Consider the following 23,767-nt stretch of genomic DNA (forward strand, 5'->3'; position numbering starts at 1 on the left):
CCTTGCCTATATGTGCTCTACGTTCTCGACCCAGAGCAACACCGCCGGGCGCTCGCTCTCCCAGCGCCCGCGCGTGCCGGGAGGGAGGACCGCGAGTTCCCCGGGCGCCAGGATGCCCCGGGCCGGCTCCGGGAAGCCGGGCCCCTCGCCTTCCAGGGCCAGCTCGCCGCGCAACAGCAGCAGGAGCGCCGGGCCCCGAGCCTCCCACTCCGTGGAGCCCTCCCGGGTCCGAACCGCCAGATACCGCACCCCGCTGGCCTCCAGCAGGAACCGCGAGGAACCGGGCGGGGCGTCCTGGAGGGCTTCGTGGATGCGCACGATGACGGGCCGCTCCCCGGGCCCCTCCCGGATCCGAAAGTCCCCATTCCAGCGCAGCGGCTCCTCATCCCGTCGGAACAGGAGGACCATGGAGGGCAGGCGGGAGCCGGACCAGTGCGCCATCCCCCGAGGGATCCAAAGCAGCTCATCGGGCCTCAGGGTGAACTCCTCCCCCCCGATCCCGAAGGTCACCAGCCCTTCATAGACCATGAAGACTTCGTCGAACTCCGGGTGGCGATGCTTCTGGACCTCCCCGTGGGAGCGGTAGACGTAAACCTGGACGCCACCCAGCCGGGCGACCGGGTAGACCTGGAAGGGTTTCTGCAAGAGCTCGCGGATCTCCGGGATCGAGGCCCTGAAGATCATCCTTCTCCCCCTGAGGGTTCTCCGCGGGCGCCCTCCGGAGGCGATCCGGCGGGTTCCACATGGATGATCACGTGCTGGAGCTCCGGGAAGCGTCCGCGCAGGAGGCTTTCCACCTCCTCGGCCCGTCGATGGGCCTCCACCACGGACATCTCTGCGCCGGTCTGGCAGGTGAGGGCCAGATCGTAACCGCCCTCATGGGCGTAAAGATACACCTCCCGGCACGCTCCGACCCCGAAGACCCGTTCGATGGCCTCCCGGGCGGCCGCCTCCAGCTCCGCCGGGATCTCCCGGCCGGCCTGCCGCGGCGGACGGGATCGCGGTTCGATGTGGGTGGTCACCGAAAGCAGCCGGGGGAACCCTTCCCGGGCCCGCCGCTCCAGCTCCGTGACCCGCGCGTGCGCCTCCTCCACGGACAGGTCCTCATCCACCTCCACGTGGAGGCCGATGTGATAGCCCTCGGGTGTTTCCACGCCGTGAAGCTCATGCACGCCCAGGCCCAGCCCATCCGCCAGGCTCCGGATCCTCACGCTCAGGGCCTCCCACTCCGAGGCCGGAGGCAGGCGCCCCGGCTCGACGTGCACGACCGCGTCAACCACGCCGGGGATCTCCGCTTTCAGGCGCTCCTCCACCTCCGTGGCAATGGCGTGGGCCTGCTCCGTGCTCATCGCCGGATCCACCTTCAGGTGCAGATCCACATACGTCGCGTCGGGGGTCCCCCGGCTGCGCACCTTATGGATCGCCCGCACACCCGGAACGGAGCGGGCTATCCGCTCGACCTCCTCGGGATCGACGGCCGCGCTGTCGGTCAGCACCAGGGCGGTGGACCGGAGGATCCGAAGCCCGGCGATCAGGATCACCCCCACCACTCCCAACGCCACCACCGGATCCAGCCATGGGACCCCCAGGCGGGCGGCGGCCAGGCTGGCCAGGACGGAGAGGGTGACGAAGACGTCGGTGCGGGTGTGCAGCGCGTCGGCCATCAGGATGCTGCTGCGCAGCCGTTCCCCCTGGCGGGATTCATAGCGGGAGATGGCCAGGTTCACCGGCAGGGTGGCCAGCATGAGCATGAACAGCGGCCCGCTGACCTCCGGCTGTCCGCCGGTCAACAGCCGCTCGATCACCCCCTGGATTACCTCCAGCGAGGCGAGGAGCAGGAAGAGGCCCAGGATCATCGCCGCGATGGCCTCGTATTTCCGATGGCCGTAGGGATGATTACGGTCCGGCGGGCGGGAGGCGATGGCGATCCCCACCAGCCCGATGATGTTCGCCGAGGCGTCCAGGCCGCTGTGGAAGGCATCGGCCAGGGCGCTCAGCGCCCCCGCCCGCAGCCCGATGAACAGCTTCGCCGCGGCCACCAGCAAGTTCGCGGCCAGGACGATCCACAGCACCCGCTGCACCTGCCGCTGATACATCCCGGATCCTTCCTGAGCCCTCGGGGGTGAGGCGTTCGTGGAGGCTACCCCGATGCCGGCCGGTGGAGGTTGCCCAGGAAGAGCTGGAGCGTGTCCACTGGGACCGGGAAGATGATGGTGGAGTTCTTCTCCACGGAGATCTCCATAAGGGTTTGCAGGTAGCGGAGCTGGAGGGCGGCGGGTTCGGAGGCGATCATGCGGGCGGCCTCCACGAGGGTTTGGGCCGCCTGATACTCCCCCTCCGCGTGAATGATTTTTGCCCGCTTCTCCCGCTCCGCCTCCGCCTGGCGGGCCATCGCCCGCTGCATCCCCTGCGGGAGCTCCACGTCCTTCACCTCCACCATCACCACCTTGATCCCCCACGAGTCCGTCGCCTCATCGAGGATCTGTCGCAGGTGCGCGTTCACCTTGTCCCGATGGGCAAGCAGTTCGTCCAGCTCCGATTGGCCCAGGACGCTGCGCAGCGTGGTCTGGGCCAGGTTCCAGGTGGCCGCCTTGAAGTCCTCCACCTGGGTGATGGCCTTCGCCGGATCGATGACCCGGTAGAAGACCACTGCGTTCACCTTCACCGTGACGTTGTCCCGGGTAATGGCCTCCTGGGGCGGCACGTCGAAAGTCATCAGACGCAAGTTCACCCGGATCACCCGATCGATGATCGGGATGATGAAGAACAAGCCCGGACCTTTGGTCGCGTGATAGCGCCCCAACCGGAGGATCACGCCCCGTTCCCATTCAGGCAGGATGCGAACGGCGGAGGCCAGTAGGGTCAGGGCGGCGACCAGGATGGGGACGCCGATGGTGATCCATTCCATTGAAGGACCTCCTTTCCGCAGGAGCTGATGTTCGAATTCCCCTGTCGTGCGGATCCCAATCTCATTGTAACACATTGGGAGGCTCATCCCCAGAGGTCCGGCCTCCAGCCCGGCGACTTTGCGGCCTGAAGCAACCCGGGTTACGCTTCCCCCCGGTGATCTCGGGGGATGGGGGAAGATGTTGATCGAGTGGGTCGGCAACTTCCATAGCCATACGCGGTTCTCCGATGGGACGGCCACCCATCTCCGGATCGCGGAGGCGGCGGCGCAAGCCGGCCTGGACGGGGTGGCGGTGACGGATCACAACGTCTGGGTGAAGGGGCTCCAGGGATACTATGGGGAAGTCCTGCTCCTGGTCGGCGAGGAGGTCCACGATCCTTGCCGCCAGCCCCAGGTCAATCACGCCCTGATCCTGGGCCTTGGACGAGAGTTGGCTCCCTTGGCCGCTTCTCCTCAGGCCCTCATCGACGCCGCCCGGGAGCAGGGCGCCCTGGTCTTTCTCGCCCACCCGGTGGAGCATTCCCCTGGATGGCTCCAGCGTCGGATGGGAGAGCCTCCTCTCCCATGGGTGGATCGGGAGGTCTCGGGGTTCACAGGCCTGGAAGTATGGAACACCATGAGCGAATTCAAGGCGCGTCTCCGCACCCCCCTGCATGCGCTCTACTACGCCTTCTTCCCCGCCCGTTTCCTGCGGGGGCCGTTCCCCGAGGCCCTGCGCTGGTGGGAGCAGCTCTGGCTCCAGGGGATCCCAGCGGTGGCCATCGGCGGGGCGGACGCCCACGGCCATGCCTATAAGTTGGGTCCCCTGCGCCGCGTGCTCTTCCCTTACGAATGGCTGTTCCGGGCGGTCAACACCCATCTGTTGCTGGATCAGCCCCTCCCGCGCGAGCCGGAGGCGGACTGGGCGGTGATCCGGGCGGCCCTGCAGGCCGGCCGGGCCTGGGTGGCCAACGATCTTCTGGGGTCCTCCCGGGGTTTTCGCTTCGAGGCCCGCAGCGGCCATCGCCAGGCCACCATGGGGGAGGCCTTGCGGCGAGCGGGGGCGGTCCGGTTCGAGGCCAGCGCCCCGCTGCCGGGGGAGTTCCGCCTGATCCGCTTCGGGAGCGGGGTGGTGGCCCGCGGGCGCGGGCGACGTTTTCAGCATCTCATCGCCGAGCCCGGGATCTACCGGATGGAGGTCTATCGCCGCGGCCGCCTCTGGATCCTGACCAATCCCATCCGGGTGGAATGATATGCGGATCCTGGTGACCGGCGGCGCGGGCTTCATCGGCTCCCATCTCGTGGAGCGTCTCCTTCAGGAGGGTTATGCCGTCACCGTCCTGGACGATCTGAGCGGGGGGCGCCTGGAGAATCTGGGAGCGGTTCGGGATCATCCCCGCCTTCGCATCCTCATCGGAGACGTCACGGACCCTGTCACCCTTCGGCGGGCCCTCGAAGGCGTGGAGCGGGTGTTCCATCTGGCGGCGGTGGTGGGGGTGCCGCGGGTGCTGGCGGATCCCCTGCGAACGATCCGGGTGAACGTCCGGGGGACGGAGATGGTCCTCGAGGCTTGCGCTGAGCGAGATCTCCCGGTCTGTCTCGCTTCTTCCTCGGAGGTCTACGGGAAAGGCATCCGCTGGCCAGCAGCGGAGGAGGATGACCTGCGGCTGGGCTCGCCGACGGTGGCCCGGTGGGCGTATGCTGCGAGCAAGCTGCTGGACGAGCATCTGGCGCTGGCCTGGGCTCGTCAGGGCCTGCGAGTCAGCGTGGTCCGCTATTTCAACGTCTACGGCCCGCGGGCGGACCCGGATGGCTATGGCTATGTGATCGCCCGTTTCATGGATCAGGCCCTGCGAGGGGAGCCCCTCACGGTTTATGGGGACGGACGCCAGACCCGCTCCTTCATTTACGTGGAGGACGCGGTGGAGGGGACCCTGCGGGCGGGGTTCCTTCCGGAGGCGTTCGGGTGGATTTTCAACATCGGGCGTGCGGAGGAGATCTCCATCCGGGAGCTGGCGGAGAAAGTGCGTGCCATCACAGGGCGCTCGGTGCCGGTCCGGTTTGTGTCGTTCTCGGAAGCCTACGGTCCCGGTTTTGAGGAGACCCCTCGGCGCGTTCCGGAGGTCTCGCGGGCGCGGGCTTTGCTGGGCTTCGAGGCCCGTGTTACCCTGGATGAAGGTCTGCGACGAACCTGGGAATGGTGGCGAGTATGCCGACGCGGTTGAGCCGGTGGTGCGATCGGGTTCTGGAAGCCGGGTGGCTGATGGCGGTGGTCATCGCCCCCCTGTTCTTCAACATCTACACCAGTCGGGTCTTCGAGCCGGACAAGCTCACCCTGGTGCGCTCCATCGCCCTGGTGATGGCGGCTGCCTGGCTGGTCAAGCTGGTCGAGGCCTGGGGGCAGCGGATTCCGCTCACCCGGGCCCTTGGCTTCTCCGTGCGAACCCCTCTGGTTCTTCCGGCCCTGGCCTCAGCGGTCGTTTACCTGCTGGCCAGCCTCTTCTCCCTGGTCCCTTACACCAGCTTCTTCGGTTCTTACCAGCGGCTGCAGGGGGCTTACAGCTGGCTCGCTTACCTGGTCATCTTCTTCAGCCTTCTGGGGGCCTTGCGCACCCGGGCCCAGTTCGAGCGGCTGGCCCTCACGATGGTGCTCGTCAGCTTGCCCGTGGCGGTCTACGGCCTGATCCAGCGTTACCGGCTGGATCCCCTGCCCTGGGGCGGTGATGTCACCAGCCGGGTGGCCTCCCATATGGGAAACGCCATCTTTGTGGCTGCGTATCTCATCATGGCCTTCATGTTCACCCTGGGACGGCTGGCCGAGACTTTCCATTCCATTCTGACCGCTGAGCCTCCTCGCAACAGCGATGTGGCTCGGGGAGCGATCTATGTCTTCATCGCCACGGCCCAGGCCGCTACCATCTACTTCAGCTTCAGCCGGGGCCCCTGGCTGGGGCTGATGGGTGGTTTGTTCCTCTTCCTGGTGCTCTGGCTGGTGATCCGGCGCCAGCGGAAAGGGCTGTTCGCCGTCCTCGGCCTCTCCGCGCTCGGGTTTCTTTTTCTCATTCTCCTTAATATCCCGAACGGGCCGCTGGAGCCCCTCCGCGGATCCCCCTATATCGGCCGGCTGGGCCATATCTTTGAGACCGAGACCGGCACGGGCAAGGTCCGTGTGCTGATCTGGCAGGGCGCGCTCCGGCTGGTGCTTCCCCACGAGCCGATCCAGGATCCCCAAGGCCGCCCGGATCCCTTTAACCTCCTCCGTCCCCTTATCGGCTATGGGGCCGAGTCCATGTATGTGGCCTACAACCGGTTCTATCCGCCGGAGCTGGCGCATTACGAGGCCCGTAATGCCTCCCCGGATCGTTCTCACAATGAGACCTTCGATGCGCTGGTCCATACGGGCCTTCTGGGCTTCCTGGTTTATCAGTGGCTGTTCTTCTCGCTGTTCGCCTATGGGTTGCGCAGCCTGAACCTGATCCACGGGGGCCGGGATCGGATCCTGCTTCTGGGCCTCTGGGTGCTCGGGGCTGCGGTGACAGGGCTTTTCTTCGCCTTTCGATTCGGCTGGCACTTCATCGGGGTGGCGATCCCCGCGGGGACGGTGCTGGGGCTTCTGGTCTACCTGGTGTTTGCCACCCTGCGGGCTTCCGGGGAGCCTCCTATCCAGCATCCCCATCGCTTCATGCTGATCGCCCTGCTCGGGGCGGTCCTGGCCCATTACATCGAGATCAACTTTGGCATCGCCATCGCCTCCACCCGCACCTGGTTCTGGGCTTTCGCGGCGATGATCGTCGTCCTCGGGGAGAGCTGGCTGATGGAACCTGCCCTGGTGCGCGCTTCCTCCGCGCAACCGGCAATCCCGGCGCGCAAAGGGAAGGGTGCTGCGCGCCGGCCTCGCCGCGAGGAGCCTCTCCCCTCCCTGTCCCGTCCGTGGTGGCCGATGGTGGCGGCCCTTGGCCTGTTGATGGCCCTGATGCTGAGTTTGCTTTCCTATGAGTTCATCACCAACCAGGGCCAGCGGCTGGATGTTCTCCCCCTGATCATCACCAGCTTGACTCGTCTTCCTCTACAAGGGAATCGATTCTCTCCGTTCATTCTGGTGATGTTCCTGTTGACCGCCGGCCTGGGCGCAGCGCTGGTGCTGGCCGAAGGGATCCGGCGCGAGTGGCTTCCGGCAGCGAAGTGGCCGGTGGCCCTGGGGCTGTATGGGCTGGTGGCCTTGGGAGGTTGGCTGGGATACACCCTCATCCACGCCGGCGCGTTGGCAGCCCTGATCGCCCGCGCGCCCCAGACTGTGGAGGATGTCCTGCGCCTGGCGGAGGGCGTGGCGGGCCTGTTCGACGGGCTGGTTCTCTTTCTCTTCGTGGTGCTGGTCCTGCTGGTTTTCCTGATCTCCCGGGAGGAGCCGGAGGCGGGGGAGCCATCGACCGGATTGGGGTTGCTGATGGCCCCTCCGGCATGGATCGCGGTGGCTCTCCTGGTCTGGACGGTCAACCTGAACCCGATCCGGGCCGATGCGATCTACAAGCAGGGCGATCCTTGGGATAAGCAGGGACAGTGGGAGGTGGCCATCCTGCTTTATCGACGGGCCATCGAGTATGCGCCTCGGGAGGATTTTTACCACCTCTGGCTGGGACGGGCTTTGCTGGAGAAGGCTTCCCGAGCGCCGGAATCGGCCTCCCGGCAGATTCCAGAGGGCGTCTCTTTCGAGCGAGCTTTTCAAGCGCTCACCCTGGATCAGCTGGTGCGCTTGTCCCGAGGGGATCTTCTGGAGATCACCCGGGCGGTCCTGGAGCGGGCGCGCGATCTGAATCCACTGAACACGGATCACACCGCCAACCTGGCGCGGATGCATCGGCGATGGGCCGATCTTCTGCTGGATCCCCGCTATTGTCGGACGCGCATCCATCTTCCGGAGATGCCGCCGGAGTTCGTCCGGCATGTGGAGCAGGCCAGCCGGTATTACGAGGAGGCGACCCGGCTCAGCCCGAACAATGCGGTTCTGTGGAACGAATGGGCCAGCGTGGACCTGTATCAGCGAAATGATCTGGATTCCGCCGAGCGCAAGCTGCAGCGCTCTCTGCAGCTGGACGATCGTTTCGATCAGACCTATCAGCTCTATGGGGATCTTCTGATGGTGCGCAGTGAGGTGGTGGCGGATCCCCAGGTCCAGCGGATGTCCATGGAGCGGGCGGAGGGTTTCTATCGTCGTCTGGTGGAGCTGCAGCCGGACCATGCAACGGGCTGGGCGGCTCTGGCTTACCTGCGGGATCAGCTGGGGAGGGCAGCGGAGGCCCAGGCGGCGCGGGCCCGTTTGGCGACGTTGCTCCAGACCCGGTCGGATGGATGGCAGTCTATCGGAGACTTTTTCCTGAGCCATGCGGATTGTGCGCTGGAGCGCTCGCGGGCGCAGCCGCTTTACCGGGAGGCGGCGGAGGCTTACGGGCGGGCTCTAACGGCCAACCCCGGCGCCCTCACAGCGGCCTTGCGGCGAGGGTATGCGTTGCGGGGAGCGGGGGATCTGGAGGGAGCGGTGGGAGTGTTCCGCCAGGCGCTGCAGATCGCGGGGGAGCATCCGGATGTCTGGCTGTTCTATCGGGAGCTGGCAGTGACGCTGGCGATGCTGGGCCGGAAGGCGGAGGCAGAGGAGGCGGCGGATCAGGCCTGGCGCCGTGCCCCCGCGGTGGAGCAGCCGGGCCTTCGGTCTCTTTTTACCCAGCTGGGCCTTTCAATCCGTCCGTAGGCCTTACTCGTCAGGGCTCACCCTGCGGTAAAGCTTCCACCCCGGCCAGGTGATCTCCAGCCGGAATCCGGTGGGAGGGCGCTGGCGGTAGCGGGTCTCCAGAGGTGTGGGGAATCCATCCTCCGTGTCCGGGACGAGAACGTAAGCGGCGAACCGGGCGGGCTGGCTCACGGCCAGGTCGAAGATCGGATCAGGGGGAAGGATGAAGGGGCATGCGGTGCCGGCCATGGCGATGATCCGATAGGCATGTCGATCATCTGTGAGCACGCTGCTGCAGGTCTGCGATCGTAGATAGGTTGCGATCTCTCGCTCCACGGTTTCCATCTCAGGCGAGTGTTTCTCAAACACGACGGTCCACCAGCGTTCCATCTCCCCCTGGCGGGTTGCGAACCATCCGGCGGGGATCTGGAGCAATGCCAGGAGGAGCAGGGGGAGTCCCCAGCGCCGAGGGGTTCGGGCGGGGATCCCGGAGAGGGCAAAGAGGATCCAGAGGCTCAGGCTCAGTTCGCGGGGGAAGGCCCAGCCCAGGTTCCAGGCGATCAGGTTCAGGGCCAGGGGGATCAGGTAGGCGGGCAGGCGTCGGGGCTGTCGCCGCGCGATCAGCAGGCCGGTCCCGATATATAGGGGGGTGCTGATCAGTCTTTCCAGGATCTCTCGACCCATGGGAGCGGGAGAAAGGAACGCTTCCTCCGGGCGCAGGGCGGCCAGCAGGCTGGAGCCTGGCTCATAGAGGAATCCCAGTGGCGCGCCGGTGAACAGCCATGCCAGATACATCCATGCGCCGACGGATAAGGCGGAGGGGAAGAGCATGACCAGCAGGATGGCGATCCCATGTCGGATCCCGTGCAGGCGTGTGAAGAGGGGGGTGGAGAGGGCGAAGGCGATGGCGAAGGCGGGGGCATAGAAGCTGGCATAAAAGCTGAATCCGATCAGTAAAGCGGAGAGGAAGGCGGCGTCGGTCCGCCCATGCCGGGTGAATGCCAAATACAAGCGCCAGGACCAGAAGAAGAGAAGCAGGGCGCAGATCATCCCCAGACGCTGGGTGGCCAGGAACAGGCTGGTGGGGGTGGCGATGGCGCTCAGCAGGAGTCCGGCTCGGATCCAGGCGGGAAAGGAGAGGATTTCGAGGCGTTTCCACACGCTCCAGGCCAGCAGGCCTCCGAGGAGGCTGGCCAGGGCGGTGGCGGTTGTCGGGGAGGGATGGATGAGAAGCATCAGGGCGGGTAATGGCGGGTAGGCGAATCCGATCCATTCCACCCGTCCTCGATCCCGGATCAGCAGGGCCTTCTCGATGAGATGGGCGTGTTCGTTGCTCAGGAACCCGACCTGGAGTGTTGCCAGCCCGGTGATGAGAAAGGGCGTGCTCAGGATCCCGATGGTGAGCCCCTCTCGGAGTCTCTCCATCCAGGGATGTGCGCGGCTGTTCATGCTCAGGGTTCTACCGCCGTAGCCAGTGGCTGATCCCATGGCGGGTTTTCTCCCAGTAGAAGGGCCGGGTGAAGAGCTGCCAGAGCGCCTTGTAGGCGGCGATACTGTGCAGAACCCAGTATACAGGCGTCAGCAAGGCCCATGGGATCAGGTCATAATTCCCTCGTTTGAAGCCGGCCAGCATGTTCAGGTAAATTGCGATGGCGTTGCCAAACAGTAGATTCAAGAGACTGATGTAAAGAACCGGGGGTGGGAAGAAGGGATCCAGGGTGCGGGTTTGTGTGATGATCCACCATAGGAACATGGCCCACATCCAGGGCGCGGACAGAAAGGTCAGTGGGGTTCCGCCCACCAGCAGGAGGAAGCCGGCAGCTTTCCGGAGCCCCACGCGTCGGATCAGCTGCCATGGGTTTCGCGTGTGAACTAGGGTGGTTTGCATGTAGCCTTTGATCCAGCGGGAGCGCTGGCGGATCCAGTTTCTGACCTGAGTGTTGGCCTCTTCGTAGGTGGTGCTGGGGATGACCCCAACCTCCCAGCCCTCTACGGCGGCCCGGATCCCCAGGTCAGCGTCCTCGGTGACGTTGAAAGGATCCCAGCCGCCGAGCATGCGCAGCCGTTCGGTGGGGAAATGATTGCTGGTCCCGCCAAGAGGAATCGGTAGCCCCAGTCGGTGTAGACCGGGAAGCATGTAGTCGAACCAGTATGAGTATTCCAGGGTGAACATGCGGGTCAGGAAGTTCTCTCTTGCGTTGAAATAGTTCAAGGCGGCCTGGACGCATGCGAGCCGTTCTCCGCCTTTCCGGAAGGCTAGCACGGCTTTCTTCAGCTGGTCAGGTTCTGGCTGATCCTCTGCGTCGTAGATCACTAGGTAATCCCCCGTGGCAAAGAACAGGCCGACGTTGCAGGCTTTGGGTTTCGTCCGGGGAATTGCGTTCGGGATCCGGATGAAGTAGACGTTCCCGGGAGGGCGCGCGGCTTTGGCTGCCTCCAGGGTTTCTTGGTCATCTTCCTCCAGCAGGAGGAGGATCTCCAGCTTTTCCCTCGGGTAATCCAGGCGGGCCAGATTGGTCAGCAACGTCTGGATGATCTCGGCCTCCCGATATACCGGAACCAGGATCGTGTAGCGAGGAAGCTCGTCATCTTTCAAGGTCCGGATGTCTTCTTCCCGGATTGCGATCTCCCGCTCGTAGCGGGCGCCTACCATTGAGACGGCGAATTTGAAGAGAATGCTTGCGAGGAAAAAGATATTGATCGCAGCATTGATGGCGATCAGGGTTGCTCGGGGGGCGATGCCCAGGGCGAGGAGAGTTCCGACGAGAAGCAGCGTCATGACTAAGAACTGACCGCGGGTGAAAACCGTGTGGGCGGACTCCTCTGGCCGGCGGTAGCAAAGGCCATAGGTGGCGGTGGTGAGGATCTCCGTTCGGAAGGCTCGAAGCAGGATCTGCCGGATATCCCATTCAGTGGTGGCTCGGATCCGGGCGATGGGTTGTCCGAACAAGCGTTGGGCTTCTTCCAGGACGATGGGGTCCGGCCGGCGAGCAGTGGCGATCTCCAGGCCTTCTTCTAGCTGGCGGAGGGGGATCAACTGGTGGGCCAGCATCTGCTCCGGTGGGAACTGGTGGAGCAGTTCCATGTCGGGAGGCTCCTGGAGGAGGTCCACAAAGGGGATTCCCCAGAGCTCGGCCAGCGTGCGGTAGAGGTCGTAGCGGCGCACCAGGCCGCGGGACAGGAGGATCTGTCCGAGCGGCTCCCGGGTGCGGGCCTGGATCTCCAGCGCCCATTCCAGATCTTCCGGGCGGAGCAGGCCGCGGGCGACCAGCGCCTCCCCCAGTCGAAGCGGACGATGAGAAGTCTGTTCCAGAATGCCTTCCATGGCTGGAGATCGTTGGCCCGGGATTGCGAGGGTTTGGGATGCTGGAATCGAAGGCCATCGATGGATTCTGTATGGCTATGCGAACCCGTTCTGGGCTGGCCCTTCGGCCCTCTTTATCCAGATCCCGGTTTATGACTATGCGAATCCGCGGGGCGCCCGGACCCCTCTAAACCCGCCGGCCGCCTCCGCACGACCCGCGGATACGCCCAGATCAAAAACCCCAGCACCCCCACCAGCACCACCCCCAGTGCCCACGGCCAGAGTCGCTCCCACACCCCTCCCCCCACCGGCGGCAACGGCTCCACTCGCCACCCACTCCCCCGCACCCGCCACGCCACCGGCTCGCTCCCCACCGGCCACAGCCACACATCCCCCTGTAACCCAAACCACCCCAGCTCCCGGTCCATCCCCTCCACCCATCGGCCGAGATCCACCTCCCGCCCCCATCGCGTCAGCACCAGCACCTCCCTCCCCCGATCCTCGAAGGCCTCCAGAACCAGAAACGCACGCCCCGGATCCACCCGGAACCCCTCCCGCCCGTCCACATCCACCAACCGAAACGGACGAGGATCCAGCGGCAGATCCAGGCCCGCCAGCCCCTCCGCCTCCTCCGTGATCAGCGCCAGCCCCCCGGAGGTCCGCACCGCCTCCTCCCATGGACGCACCTCCGGACGCAGGGGACGACGCGTCGCCTGCTGCAACATCACCACCAGATCCGCCGCCGCCTGAAGGGTCGACGCGTTCAGCGGACGCAGGCCCACCCCAAACCCCGGCATCAAGCTCTGGGGGAAGCGCTCGAAGCCCGGCGGCAGATTCTGCCCCCGCTGAAACTCCAGGCTCGAGCGCCCATCGATGAACACCATGATCGGATGCGCCCCCACCCGACACTCCCCTCCCGGCGGCGTGTAATCCACCCGGACGCTCACTGTGTTGTCCCGCCGCCACAACCCATCCGGAAACGCGATCCGCCGATCGAAGGCGCCGACCGGCAGCGGCTCCGCCGCCACCAGCCCCCCGTTCAGGAAGACCAACAGGCTCGCCGTCCCACCCTCCGGAACCGGGGTGGCGCGGCCGACGAGGCGCAGGCGCACTCCTCGAACCGGGCCGCCGAGATCCGCCTGGGAGAGGAACAGCCGGGCCTCCATCGGCCCCGAACCCCGCATCTGAATCTGAGGCCAGCCGAGCTCGGCCAGGGTCACCGGCCCGGATATGCCCTCCTCAGCGGGAGCGATCCGTTGCGGGATCACCTCCGGAAACGCCATCACCTCCCCATACCGGATCACCCCCTCCGCCAGCTCCACCACCCGCTCCGGTGGGGCCTGGATCTCCAGAGCCGGGAACGCGTCCTCCGCATCGAAACGCAGACGAAGGCGAGCCTCCCCCCGGCGGATCTCGATCCGACGACGCCAGGGATCCGCTGCGCCTGCAAAGGCCCCCTCCCCCAACTGAATGGAGACCGTCAGGGGATGCCGGCCGGCCAAACGCGCGCCGAGGGCGACCAAGCGCAAGGCCGCCGTCGCCTCTTCCGGCCCGGGATCCGCGGGAAGGTTGATCTCCAGCACGCGCAGATCCGGCGGCCAGAATCCGGCGATCGTCCGGGGCGGCTCCGGGGATCCTTCCAGACGCACCCGCAGGTCCTCCAGCTCCACCCGCTCGCTGGAGCCCGCCGCGCAGATGTCCAGCCGCGGCGGGGGGATCAGCCGCCACACCAGCGTCAACCGCCCCCGGGTCACCGGCGCCCCCCGCAAGGAGACCGTCAACGTCCGCTCGGCCAGCCCCAGCGGGACCCAGGTCAACGTGCGCACGCCATCCCCGATCTCCAGCCGCCCGCCGTTCAGGCCGGGCGTGCTGCGCAGGCGACCGATCAGCTCGACCGGCCGCAGGCCCTGCGGCACCGGGATCGTCACCCACTGCTCCCCGGAAGGCGCGCTCAGCACCAGAGGCTCCGAAACCCCCAGCTCCCGGAGGGAGATCTCCCATGCCGCCGGCGAACCCTCCTGAAGGGGACTCGTCGGGATCGAAAGGGAAGGGAAACGCACGAAGCCCACCAGAGACAAGGCAAGGACCCAACGTTTGGCTGATTGCTTCAACGCTCTCATGGGACCCACCGTTCCAGATGATGAGTGCAGGATCATGCCCTCCAACTGTAGACATTATAGACAAACCCTCAAGCCAGGCGCTTATCTTCGGATCTGTCCACAGCTTCACGTTTGCTCCCTCCATCTCCAAGAAAGGGAACATAGGGCTGTCCGGCCCGAGAGGATGGCGGAGTGCCCGCTCGCCCGTTTGGATTATCATGAGAGTGACGAGCTCTCACCCTCAAGCATCAGGAGACCGGCCGATGCGGTTCGCGGAGCTGGTGGAGTATTTCGAGCGATTGGAGGCCACGACCAAGCGCCTGGAGATGTTCGATATCCTCAGCGAGCTCTTCCGGGCGTGCGACCGGGAGGAGATCGACAAAGTGGTCTACTTCTGCCAGGAGCAGCTGCTGCCGCCCTTCCGCGGGGTTGAGATCGGCATGGCCGAGAAGCTGATCCTGCGGGCCATCGCCCGGGCCACCGAGGCAACGGAGGCGCAGGTCAGCCGGCTGAACAAGGAGCGCGGGGATCCGGGGCTGGTGGTCGAGGAGCTGCTCCGACAGCGGAACGCCCGCTCCGCCGGCCTCCGTGTCTCGGAGGTCTATGAGACCCTCCTGCGCATTGCGGAGACCACCGGGGAGGGCAGCGTGGAGCGCAAGGTGGGGATGCTGGCGGAGCTCCTCCAGGCCTCCTCCCCCAAGGAGGCCCGCTACATCGCCCGCTTCGTCCTGGGGCGCTTGCGTCTGGGCGTGGGCGACCCTACCATCCTGGACGCTCTGTCGAAGGCGGTGGCCGGCGACCGCAGCCTGCGCCCGGAGCTGGAGCGGGCGTATAACCTGTGCTCCGACCTGGGCCTGGTGGCCCGCACCCTCTTCGAGCAGGGCATCGAGGGGATCCGCGCCTTCCGCATCCGCGTCGGGCATCCGATCCGCCCTGCCCTGGCCGAGCGGCTCCCCAGCGCCGAGGAAATCGTCGGGAAGCTGGGCCGGTGCGCCGTCGAGGTGAAGCTGGATGGGTTCCGCTGTCAGATCCACAAGGACGGGGACCGGGTGGAGATCTTCTCCCGAAACCTGGAGCGCACCACCCCCATGTTCCCCGAGCTCATCGAAGCGGTCCGCCAGCAGATCGACGCCCGGGAGGCCATCCTGGAGGGCGAGGCGGTGGCCGTCAACGAGGAGACCGGCGAGATCTATCCTTTCCAGGTGACCGTCCAGCGCAAGCGCAAGCATGGTGTGGAGGAGATGATGCGGGAATACCCGCTGGTCCTGTTCGCCTTCGATCTCCTCTACGCCGACGGCCACGATTACACCCCGGAGTCCTACTCCGCGCGCTTCGAGGCCCTCTCCCGGCGGATCCGTCCCGACGGCCGCATCCGCCTGGTGGATCGCATCGTCACGGACGACCCGCGGGCGATCCAGCGGTTTTTCGACGAGGCCATCGCCCGGGGCATGGAGGGGATCGTGGCCAAGCGCCTGGACGCCCCCTATCAGGCGGGGGCCCGCGGGTTCCACTGGATCAAGCTCAAGCGCTCCTACAAAGGCGAGCTGACGGATACCATCGACGTCGTGGTGGTAGGTTACTTCCGGGGTCGGGGGATGCGAGCGAAGCTCGGCATCGGGGCCCTGCTGGGTGCGGTTTACGATCCCGATTCGGACACCTTCAAGACGGTGGCCAAGATCGGCAGCGGCCTCACCGAGGAGGAATGGGTGCGGCTCCGGGAGATGCTGGATGCCATCCGCGTGGAGCACCGGCCGGCCCGGGTGGAGTCCCTCCTGGATGCCGATGTGTGGGTGGAGCCTCGCTATGTGCTGACGGTGCTGGCCGACGAGATCACCCGCTCGCCGGTCCACACCTGTGGCCGGACCGACGAGGAGCCCGGCTACGCCCTGCGCTTCCCACGGGTGGTGGGGTGGATCCGGGAGGACAAAGGCCCGGAGGACGCGACCACGGTGAAGGAGATCCTCTCCATGTTCCAGATGCAGAAGCGAGTGCAGCTGGCCGGATGATCCCGGAGCGGTGCACCCTCTATGAGCGCTTCGGCTCCGTAGTCGCTCGGTGGTCGCGCGCCCAATTTCGCGATATGCCTTAAGAGGAATTCACCGGTGGAAACCAGCAGGGGGGCCATCGCAACGCGCCAGGGATCGGGCGGGACGGCGGATCCCATGGCCACGGAGGCAGATTCTCGATGGAATATCCGGTCTGGGTGGTTCCCTTCCTCACGGCCCCCATGCTGATCCCCCTGGTGGCAATTCCCCATGTGATCGTCGCCCAGTTCGCCGTCGGGGGCGGCTTCCTCCTGGCGGACGGCGTGACGTGGGCCTATCGGCATCGTCGGGCAGACATCCTGGCTTACCTGCGGGATCTCGCCCGCTTCTTCGTGCTGCTCACGATTGTCTTCGGGGCCGTCACCGGGGTGGGCATCTGGTGGACCATCGGGCTCACCGCGCCGGAGAGCACCAGCGCCCTCATCCACGTCTTCGTCTTCGGCTGGGCGACCGAGTGGGTGGTCTTCGTCCTGGAGATCGTCTCTGCCTTCGCCTTTTATTACCTCTGGGATCGGCTGCGGCCCCGGGAGCACATGGCGATGGGCTGGATCTACGCCGCCTCGGCCTGGCTCAGCCTCGTGCTCATCACCGGGATCACCTCCTTCATGCTCACGACAGGCCGCTGGACCCCGGAGCGGGATTTCTTCACCGCCTTCTTCAACCCCTCCTTCCTGCCCCAGGTGCTGATCCGGACCAGCGGGTCGCTGGCCATCGCCGCCTTGTGGATCGGGGTGCACCTCTCCTTCCGGGCCCCGGAGCCCTTGCGCGAGGAGATGGTCCCTCGCCTCTCCCGCTGGGCCATGGCGGGCATGGCGCTGATCCTGGTGGGCGGGCTCGGCTACTTCGCCGTGCTGCCGGATCACGCGCGGCTGAACATGATCCGGGCGCCGCTGCTGCTGATCATGACCGCTTTGAATTTCGGGGCCACGCTGATCGCCTTGACGGCCTTCGGCCTGGGTCACCTGCGGGGCGGCCGCTGGATCAACCCGCCGGAGGCGCTGCTGATGCTCCTCATCGGCGCAGTGGCCATCACCAGCGGGGAGTTCCTCCGGGAAGGAGCGCGCAAACCGTATCGCATTGAGGGCTACATTTTCTCCCCAGGCGTCCGCGTCGCGGAGGTCCCCACGCTGCAACGGGACGGCCTCATCGCTCATTCCCCCTGGTTGCAACGATATCTGCAGGAGAATCTGGGGTTGCCGGAGGAAGCCCTGCGGGATCCGGCCCGCCTGCCGGAGCCCCTGAAGGTTCAGGTCGGGGAAGCCCTTTACAACTATCATTGCGCCGCGTGTCACGCCCTGGATGGCTACAACGGGATGCGCCCGCTGATCCAGCCCTGGACCTCGGAGATCATCGCTGATGCCGTCCGGCATCTGCATCGGACCAACCCGGCCATGCCGCCGTGGCTGGGGAACGAGGCGGAGCGGGAGGCCCTGATCGCCTATCTCGTCACGTTGCAGAAAGGAGGGCCGTGATGCCTCCCATCCCGAAGCCCGATCCCCTGGGGATGCCGATCCCGGCCGGTTACCTGTTCGCCCTTAAGGTCTTCGGCTTCTTCCTGCACATGGCCTTCATGCAGCTCTGGCTCGCCGGGCTGCCGGTCGCAGTGGTCCTCTGGCGGTTCCGTCCCCATGTCGCCGAGCGCCTGATCGCCGCCATGCCCTTCGCCATGGCCTTCGGGATCAACGCCGGCATCGTCCCGCTGCTCTTCCTGCAGACCCTCTATCCCCAGTTCTTCTACCCGGCCACCATCCTGCAGGCCTGGTTCTGGTTCCTGATCATCCCGCTGCTCCTCATCGCCTACACCGCGGTTTACCTGGCGGCCTTCGGGCGCTGGCGGGTCCTCGCCAGCCTGATCGCCGCGCTCCTGCTGACGTGGATCGGCGCCCAGTTCGCCGCGGCCATGACGCTGACCGCCCAGCCCGAGGGATGGATGGGGATCTTCCGCGCCACGGCGACAGGGGGCGCCGTCCACGGATTCGCCCTCGCCCTGGATCGGGAGGCGCTCCTCCGGCTGGGGCTGATGGCGGGGATGGCCTTCGGCACGGTGGCGGCCTTCCTGGCCGGGCTCGCCGGTTTCGGGCGCCGGGATTCGGAATTTGCTGCCCAGGTCCGGCCGCTGGTCCCTCTGCTATATGTCATCGGCCTGGGGCTCTTCGGCCTGGCCGGGAGCCTTTACGCGCCGACGGTGGCGGATCGGCTGCCGGCGGCGCTGCAGGGGGCGGCAGCCTTCAGCATGCCCCTCGCGACCCTGCTCGCCGGGCTCTATGGGGTCCGTCCGGGTCGTGGGGCGGCGGGGGCGCTCATTCTCGCGCAGCTCGGCGTGCTCCTGAGCAACGCCATCGCTCGGCAAGTTGTCCAAGCTGCGGAGATCGGTCAGTGGGTGGATTTGGGGCAAGTTCCCGTGCGTGGGGAATGGGGAAGCGTGGCCCTCTTCCTGGTCACCCTCCTTCTGGGGCTCGGCGTCTTAGCCTGGATCCTCCGCACGGCCTGGGTTCGGGTGCGGGAGGCTCCTTAATCCAGACCTCGTCAATGGGCTGGGGGGGGAGCCTGCCGACTCCCCCCCAGCTTGTTTGCATCCGCTACGGTGTCACGGTCGGGCATCCGGTCCCGGTGCAGACGATGCGACCCTGGATGGCCGGGGCCACTGGGCTGGTGGCCTGAACGTAAGCCTCCAGGACCTGGTCCATCAGCTCGCGGGTGTAAGCCCGGCCGATCAGCACCGGATAGCCATCCCCGCCTGAGGCCATGAAGTCGTTCATAGCGATGGTGTAGGTCGCCGCGGTGGAGAAGTCCACGGCGGGGCCGGTGCAGGAGCCATCCGCCGCCTGGCGCACGGCGCTCACCACTCGGCTGCCGGCCGGCGCGCCGATGTTATAGGTGAAGCACAGACCCGAGACCTGAGGGAACCGGCCGTCCGCGGCGGGCATGCGGGAGACGCCGTTCTCCAGGATGGCCTTGAGCTCCGCACCGTTGACCTGAAGGGTCACCACCACGTTGCCGAAGGGCAGCACCTCCAGGATGTATCCCCGTCGGATGTTGAAGAACCCGGTCGCCGCATCCACATCGCCCATCCGGGTGAGATCCGCCCGCAGGCCCCCAGAGTTGGTGACGGCGAAATCCACCCCATACGTGAACCGCATGGCGTCCGTCACCAGGTTCCCGATCCTCGACTCGCAGGTGCGACCCAGCGGGTTGCCACAGGCGTCCGCCCGCGGGATGGCGACCCTTGAGAGGCCGACGACCTGGTTGAGGATGGGCGCGAGCTCCGCCTGCAGTTCGTCCAGACGGGCCTGGATGGCCGGATCAGGAGCCATGCCGATGTTCCATGGGAGATGATAATCGGCGGTCTTGTAGACCACGCGCCGCGTGTCCGCATCCACCACCAGCCGGACCCGGGTGAAGCGGCGCCCGTATTCCAGGCTCTCGACAACGAGGACCCCGTTGGGCCGCAAGGTGTTCACCAGCGCATGGGTGTGGCCGCCGATCAGCAGGTCGAACCCCCGCACCTGATCCGCCAGATCAATCAGCGGCCCGGTCGGCGCATCCAGCGGGCCCATCGCGCCCAGATGCCCGACCCCGACGATCACCCGGACCCCACGGGCGCGCAGCCGGTCCGCCTCCCGCTGGATGGCTGGCAGGGGATCGGTGACGATGAAGTTCTCCATCCGGCCGGGGAAGACCAACTGAGGAGTATCCGGGGTGGTGAAGCCGATCACGCCGATGGGCACCCCATCGACCTCAAAGACCCAGGACGGCTTCCACTCCGCCGGGGTGCGCAACGTGCTCTGATCCACCACGTTCGCGGAGAGATAGGGATACCGCGCCAGCGGGATCAGGACCGTGCGCAGATAGGTGGCCCCACGGTCGAACTCATGGTTCCCCAGGACGTCCGCATGGAGCCCCATCATGTTCCAGATCTCAATGGTCGGCCGGTCCCCGAAGAAATTGGAGATGGGCGGGGTGGCCCCCACCGAGTCCCCTGCGGCCAGGAGGAGGGTCTCCCCGCGCGCCTCCGCCCGGAACCGGTCGAACCACGCCTTCAGGAAGGCCGCGCCGCCGATGGGGAAGAAAGGCCCCACCGTGTCCGCCCGCTCGCTCCGCGGCAGCAGGTTGCCGTGGAAGTCGTTGACGGTCAGGATGGTGATCTCTTTCCATTTCACATCGTGATGGGTGCGGCCCTGCCCCTCGAAGAGCTCATACAGGATGCGCCCGCTGGCGTTGCGCGGCCCGGGGATCCCCAGGTAGAAGGCGATGGTGGGCGCGAAGTCGATGGCCCGCACGCCGGAGATCCGCATGGGGCGGATGCCCGGACCGGCGGCGACGAAGACAGCGTGCATATTGATGTTGTGCTCCAGGTCCACCAGGTCCGGCATGTAACCGTGTTGCCCGAAGAAGGGGGCGTCGGCGATCTTCACGCCCGGCGTGGGGGCGTCGAACTGGTAGGGCGGGAAGAGCACCACCACCACGTCCCCGCTGCGGTTCGGATGCAGGGAATCCCCGCCGGGGAGGTTCCGGAGCTCCTCTTTCTTGAAGATGCGATCCACCACCTTCGCCGAGGGGTTTTCTGGATCCCGGAGGTTCATGAAGGCCTCGATGGCCGCGTTGCGCACTTCCTCGTAGGTGATCCCGGGCGGCAATGAGGGGTTCACGTAGATCTGCACCGTCCCACCGGCCCAGCAGGCCTTGGCCAGGTCTGTGGTCGCCGCGCCGCAGTTGCTGGTGGCCATGGCGCCGCTGGCGTGCAGGGAGACGCCCTTCACGCTGGCCTCATACAGCACGCGGCGGGCGTTGACCGCCTTCCACTGGGGGGCGAAGCCGTGGTCGGAGGAGACGAAGACGGCGGCGCCGGGCATCCGGCGTCGGGCCAGGGCCAGGGTGGCGTCAGCCCCCTGATAGGCCCGGCGGATGAAGCCCTCCCGGACCGCCACCCGGCCATCGGGCACCCCATCCCGGTCCGCATCATCGTAGACCGGGTTCGGCGTCCCGTCAGGCGCCATGGGGGTCACCAGGGCCATGAACTGATGGGAGAACTCATCGGTGACAGGATAGCCCAGGAAGAGGACCTCCGTGTCCGGCTGGGCGACGGTGAGGATGTATTCCAGGATGCGGTGATGGGCTTCCTCCCAGAGCAGCCCCTGCTCCACATAAGTTTCCTCATCCACCAGACCGGCTTCCAGCGGCGCATAGTCCGCCGCTGTGGCCGTCGGGAAGTCCCGCGCGAGGGTCTCCTCGAAGGCCCGGGAGCCCTCCGCGCCCCGAGCATTGAAGGAGGCGTTGATCCGGGTCACCGAGGTGAAGTAAAGGCGGAAGCGGGAGAGGTCCGACGTCAGATCGATCACCTTGACGTAGAAGCCGGCGGTCTGGCCTGCGCGGGGGCCGGTGAGGGAGACTTTGATATCCGCCCACTCCCCCTGCCGAAGGTTCGCGGCCACCACGCTCGCATCCTTATCGGTGTCCAGGATCACCCGATCGTAAGTGATCCGCCCATCATCGGTGCTGTCGTAGATCAGCACGTGATACGTCCGATGGGGGTTCACAGCGGTCACCGTGGAGGTGATCACCAGCACCGTCTCCATCGGCGGGCTGAAGGACGGGGGAAGGTTCGTCCAGCCCGCCGCCGGCTGGAGGTCCACCCGCTCGTAAGCCAGACCGAAGGCCTGAGCCCCGGCAGGCTGCCCGGGAAGGTCGTAGTTCACCAGGACTCCCCGCATGGAGAAGAAGCTGCGGTAATCCACCACCGGCCCCTGGAGAGGCGGATTCAGGTTGCGGGCACCCACCCACTCCACGGAGGCGACCTTCTTGCCGGCCCGCTCCGCTGCCTGGAGCAAGGTGTCCGCCTGGAGGATCCCGAAGGTCGCGAAGGAGGTCCTGCTGGTGAACGCATCCCCGGTGCGGTGGAAGGTGTTGTTGGTGGAGCCGTGCTCGCCGGGGCCGGTGCCCGTGGCCAGGGTATACCAGCCCACGCCGGTGTTGGGCGGGAAGGCCTGGATCAGGCCGTTCTCCCCCACCGCGCCCCGGTGCAGGAGCTCGGCGAAGGTCGGCATGAACCTTTCCCGAGCGTAACGCTCCATCAGGTCCGGTCGCATCCCGTCCGCGGCGAAGATGATGATGCGGTCCACCGTGGGCTTGGTCGGCGGGGTCGAGGCCGCCGGCCCTGCCGGGACCGCCCCGACCCAGATCATCGCGGCCGCCGCCAGCGCCATCGCCCGGCGCATCCAGCGTGCGGAATGGGCAAACATCTCAACCCCCTTTCGGAAGAGGGGACAGGGTGGCGGCCGTGCGGCCGCCACCCCAAGGGCCTCCGAGGGGATCGCCTTCACGGCGCGATCCCGAATCCCTCCAGAAACTCGAGCAGAAACTCGAGCGAATCCGAGATATCCGTCCGGTAGGCGAAGGCGGCGCCCTTGCAGTTGGCGTTGAGGACGAAGGAGTTGACCCCGACGATCACCTCCGTCCCATCCTCTGTGCGGTGGAGCACCGGCCCGCCGGAGTCCCCGAAGCAGGTGCCGCCCGGCCCCACGCCCTTCCCGGGGCTATTGGAGTAATGCAGGTTGTAGCCGTCGGTGAGGGCGCTGCGGAGGTTGACCAGGCTCACCGTCCCCACATAGCGGGTGCGCTCGGCGAGGAGCCACGGCCTCACCAGCTGCAGGCCGTAGCCCACCACGGTGAACTGCACGTCCTGCAGCCCCCGCCGGGTGGCCAGGCGGTCCAGGTAGCCCTCCGGGGCGATGTGGCCATATTGTCCCTGCGTCGCGTCCGCCGGGAGGGGCTCCTCGAACCTCACCACCCCGATGTCATGGGTGTTCGGGATGATGAGGTAACCGGTCCACTCGGGGTGCGCATAGGGCGTCCCCCAGTATCCCCCAGCGCAGGGATAGCCGGTGAAAGAGCCCTCGCAGGACTCCCCAGGATCCCAGGCAGGATCCCGTTCGATTGGCCCCGGATCGAACCAGACCTGGGCATAGGCGGGGGCGAAGCCGAGCTCGGGGTCGAAGCCGGTGCAGTGGCCGGCCGTCAGCAGCACCGTGGGCGAGACCAGGGCCCCGGTGCAGCGCCAAAGGGGGACTTTGACCTCATCATAGAAGACCACGAGGCCCACGTAGGGGTGACCGTATCCATCTGGCTGGCCGTATTGCACGGCCGCAGCGGGGGCCGCGCGGAGCAGCCCCACCATCCCCAGGACCAGCGCCAGGATCAACAGGATCCGGAACCGCATGGGAACCTCCTCCTACAGGGTTTGGAAACAGCAGGCATCGACCGAAAAACCGGACGGTCTTCCGCGGCAGGCTCCGCCGCAGTCCTCCCCGGGCCGTCTATGGGGCGATGGCCTTGAAGCGCTCCCAGGGGATCAGCACCCAGGTCTCCGTGGTGGCGTGACCCAGAGTGCGGATCACCGCGCTGGCCCGGGCCGCCACCTCCTCGTTGGGCGCCTCGATGATGTCCAGGTAATCGCACGGCCCGAGGACGGCGTAGCTGGCCACCCAGCGGGCCTCCGGGACCTGGGCCTGGAGGGCCTCGCTCACCTTCGCGCCCAGCTCCTGGATCGCCCCCGGGCGAGCCAGGGCTTCCGGCGAGAGCCGCGTGAGAATGGCATAGAAGGCCATCGCTCACCGCCTCAAGAAGAAGGGACTCAAAAGTGGCGGTCGTTTTCGGGGAGGCACAACGGGCACAGCACTTGAGCGAGGGCTGAAACTCAAAACCATCTGGCCC

General features: G+C 66.5%; 15 protein-coding genes. 6 read left to right on the forward strand and 9 right to left on the reverse strand.

Annotated features, from left to right (window positions below; translation table 11 throughout):
• Window positions 1-6 precede the first annotated feature (6 nt).
• The 3 genes from CFB18_RS01415 to CFB18_RS01425 are packed head-to-tail and all read right to left on the reverse strand — an operon-like array spanning window position 7 to window position 2,908.
• Entirely contained in the window at window positions 7-684 is a 678-nt protein-coding gene (locus CFB18_RS01415; protein ID WP_088570021.1) for a cupin domain-containing protein, read from the reverse strand.
• Window positions 681-2,096, reverse strand: coding sequence for a cation diffusion facilitator family transporter (locus CFB18_RS01420; RefSeq protein WP_088570022.1), 1,416 nt, complete (start codon window positions 2,094-2,096; stop codon window positions 681-683). The genes CFB18_RS01415 and CFB18_RS01420 overlap by 4 nt, the downstream gene beginning before the upstream one ends.
• A gap of 44 nt (window positions 2,097-2,140) precedes the next feature.
• Window positions 2,141-2,908, reverse strand: coding sequence for a slipin family protein (locus tag CFB18_RS01425; protein WP_088570023.1), 768 nt, complete (start codon window positions 2,906-2,908; stop codon window positions 2,141-2,143).
• 178 nt (window positions 2,909-3,086) lie between these two features.
• Here CFB18_RS01425 and CFB18_RS01430 point away from each other — a divergent pair, with 178 nt between their 5' ends.
• Genes CFB18_RS01430 through CFB18_RS01440 form a run of 3 tightly spaced genes read left to right on the forward strand, consistent with a single transcriptional unit; the run spans window position 3,087 to window position 8,630 of the window.
• Window positions 3,087-4,139 (forward strand): CehA/McbA family metallohydrolase, encoded by a 1,053-nt coding sequence (locus CFB18_RS01430; RefSeq protein ID WP_088570024.1) that lies wholly within the window; start codon window positions 3,087-3,089, stop codon window positions 4,137-4,139.
• A gap of 1 nt (window position 4,140) precedes the next feature.
• Window positions 4,141-5,112, forward strand: coding sequence for an NAD-dependent epimerase/dehydratase family protein (locus CFB18_RS01435; protein ID WP_088570025.1), 972 nt, complete (start codon window positions 4,141-4,143; stop codon window positions 5,110-5,112).
• On the forward strand, window positions 5,097-8,630 hold the full coding sequence (locus CFB18_RS01440) for a tetratricopeptide repeat protein (RefSeq protein WP_159461515.1): 3,534 nt from the start codon (window positions 5,097-5,099) through the stop codon (window positions 8,628-8,630). Before CFB18_RS01435 ends, CFB18_RS01440 begins: the two co-directional genes overlap by 16 nt.
• A 3-nt stretch (window positions 8,631-8,633) precedes the next feature.
• Here the strand turns inward: CFB18_RS01440 and CFB18_RS01445 are convergent, their stop codons facing one another.
• The 3 genes from CFB18_RS01445 to CFB18_RS16150 form a co-directional block, all read right to left on the reverse strand.
• The gene (locus tag CFB18_RS01445; protein ID WP_143597466.1) at window positions 8,634-10,097 is read right to left on the reverse strand and encodes a hypothetical protein; all 1,464 of its coding nucleotides are present in this window, start codon (window positions 10,095-10,097) and stop codon (window positions 8,634-8,636) included.
• Entirely contained in the window at window positions 10,069-11,934 is a 1,866-nt protein-coding gene (locus tag CFB18_RS01450; RefSeq protein WP_088570028.1) for a glycosyltransferase, read from the reverse strand. Before CFB18_RS01450 ends, CFB18_RS01445 begins: the two co-directional genes overlap by 29 nt.
• A 113-nt stretch (window positions 11,935-12,047) precedes the next feature.
• Window positions 12,048-13,973 carry a cellulose biosynthesis cyclic di-GMP-binding regulatory protein BcsB gene (locus tag CFB18_RS16150; RefSeq protein ID WP_088570029.1) on the reverse strand — a complete coding sequence of 642 codons (1,926 nt, stop codon included), beginning with the start codon at window positions 13,971-13,973 and terminating at the stop codon, window positions 12,048-12,050.
• Between the two features lie 302 nt (window positions 13,974-14,275).
• Here CFB18_RS16150 and CFB18_RS01460 point away from each other — a divergent pair, with 302 nt between their 5' ends.
• The 3 genes from CFB18_RS01460 (at window position 14,276) to CFB18_RS01470 (ending at window position 18,572) form a co-directional block, all read left to right on the forward strand.
• Window positions 14,276-16,018, forward strand: a complete 1,743-nt coding sequence (locus CFB18_RS01460; RefSeq protein ID WP_088570030.1) for an ATP-dependent DNA ligase — start codon at window positions 14,276-14,278, stop codon at window positions 16,016-16,018.
• 179 nt (window positions 16,019-16,197) lie between these two features.
• Entirely contained in the window at window positions 16,198-17,529 is a 1,332-nt protein-coding gene (locus tag CFB18_RS01465) for a cytochrome ubiquinol oxidase subunit I (protein ID WP_088570031.1), read from the forward strand.
• The gene (locus CFB18_RS01470) at window positions 17,529-18,572 is read left to right on the forward strand and encodes a hypothetical protein (protein ID WP_088570032.1); all 1,044 of its coding nucleotides are present in this window, start codon (window positions 17,529-17,531) and stop codon (window positions 18,570-18,572) included. The genes CFB18_RS01465 and CFB18_RS01470 overlap by 1 nt, the downstream gene beginning before the upstream one ends.
• A 64-nt stretch (window positions 18,573-18,636) precedes the next feature.
• On the opposite strand, the gene CFB18_RS01475 is transcribed toward CFB18_RS01470, so the two are convergent.
• From CFB18_RS01475 to CFB18_RS01485, 3 genes are all read right to left on the reverse strand, one after another.
• Window positions 18,637-22,296, reverse strand: coding sequence for a 5'-nucleotidase C-terminal domain-containing protein (locus CFB18_RS01475; protein WP_143597468.1), 3,660 nt, complete (start codon window positions 22,294-22,296; stop codon window positions 18,637-18,639).
• A 77-nt stretch (window positions 22,297-22,373) separates the two neighbouring features.
• The gene (locus CFB18_RS01480) at window positions 22,374-23,273 is read right to left on the reverse strand and encodes a trypsin-like serine protease (RefSeq protein ID WP_200808022.1); all 900 of its coding nucleotides are present in this window, start codon (window positions 23,271-23,273) and stop codon (window positions 22,374-22,376) included.
• Between the two features lie 97 nt (window positions 23,274-23,370).
• Window positions 23,371-23,661 (reverse strand): GYD domain-containing protein, encoded by a 291-nt coding sequence (locus CFB18_RS01485; RefSeq protein WP_088570034.1) that lies wholly within the window; start codon window positions 23,659-23,661, stop codon window positions 23,371-23,373.
• Window positions 23,662-23,767: the final 106 nt, after the last annotated feature.

This window comes from Thermoflexus hugenholtzii JAD2, from assembly GCF_900187885.1.
GTDB lineage: Bacteria > Chloroflexota > Anaerolineae > Thermoflexales > Thermoflexaceae > Thermoflexus > Thermoflexus hugenholtzii.

Coding starts and splice junctions, on each gene's coding strand:
- CFB18_RS01415 (WP_088570021.1), bottom strand. CDS start 684: ATGATCTTCAGGGCCTCGATCCCGGAGATCCGCGAGCTCTTGCAGAAA.
- CFB18_RS01420 (WP_088570022.1), bottom strand. CDS start 2,096: ATGTATCAGCGGCAGGTGCAGCGGGTGCTGTGGATCGTCCTGGCCGCG.
- CFB18_RS01425 (WP_088570023.1), bottom strand. CDS start 2,908: ATGGAATGGATCACCATCGGCGTCCCCATCCTGGTCGCCGCCCTGACC.
- CFB18_RS01430 (WP_088570024.1), top strand. CDS start 3,087: ATGTTGATCGAGTGGGTCGGCAACTTCCATAGCCATACGCGGTTCTCC.
- CFB18_RS01435 (WP_088570025.1), top strand. CDS start 4,141: ATGCGGATCCTGGTGACCGGCGGCGCGGGCTTCATCGGCTCCCATCTC.
- CFB18_RS01440 (WP_159461515.1), top strand. CDS start 5,097: ATGCCGACGCGGTTGAGCCGGTGGTGCGATCGGGTTCTGGAAGCCGGG.
- CFB18_RS01445 (WP_143597466.1), bottom strand. CDS start 10,097: ATGGGATCAGCCACTGGCTACGGCGGTAGAACCCTGAGCATGAACAGC.
- CFB18_RS01450 (WP_088570028.1), bottom strand. CDS start 11,934: ATGGAAGGCATTCTGGAACAGACTTCTCATCGTCCGCTTCGACTGGGG.
- CFB18_RS01460 (WP_088570030.1), top strand. CDS start 14,276: ATGCGGTTCGCGGAGCTGGTGGAGTATTTCGAGCGATTGGAGGCCACG.
- CFB18_RS01465 (WP_088570031.1), top strand. CDS start 16,198: ATGGAATATCCGGTCTGGGTGGTTCCCTTCCTCACGGCCCCCATGCTG.
- CFB18_RS01470 (WP_088570032.1), top strand. CDS start 17,529: ATGCCTCCCATCCCGAAGCCCGATCCCCTGGGGATGCCGATCCCGGCC.
- CFB18_RS01475 (WP_143597468.1), bottom strand. CDS start 22,296: ATGTTTGCCCATTCCGCACGCTGGATGCGCCGGGCGATGGCGCTGGCG.
- CFB18_RS01480 (WP_200808022.1), bottom strand. CDS start 23,273: ATGCGGTTCCGGATCCTGTTGATCCTGGCGCTGGTCCTGGGGATGGTG.
- CFB18_RS01485 (WP_088570034.1), bottom strand. CDS start 23,661: ATGGCCTTCTATGCCATTCTCACGCGGCTCTCGCCGGAAGCCCTGGCT.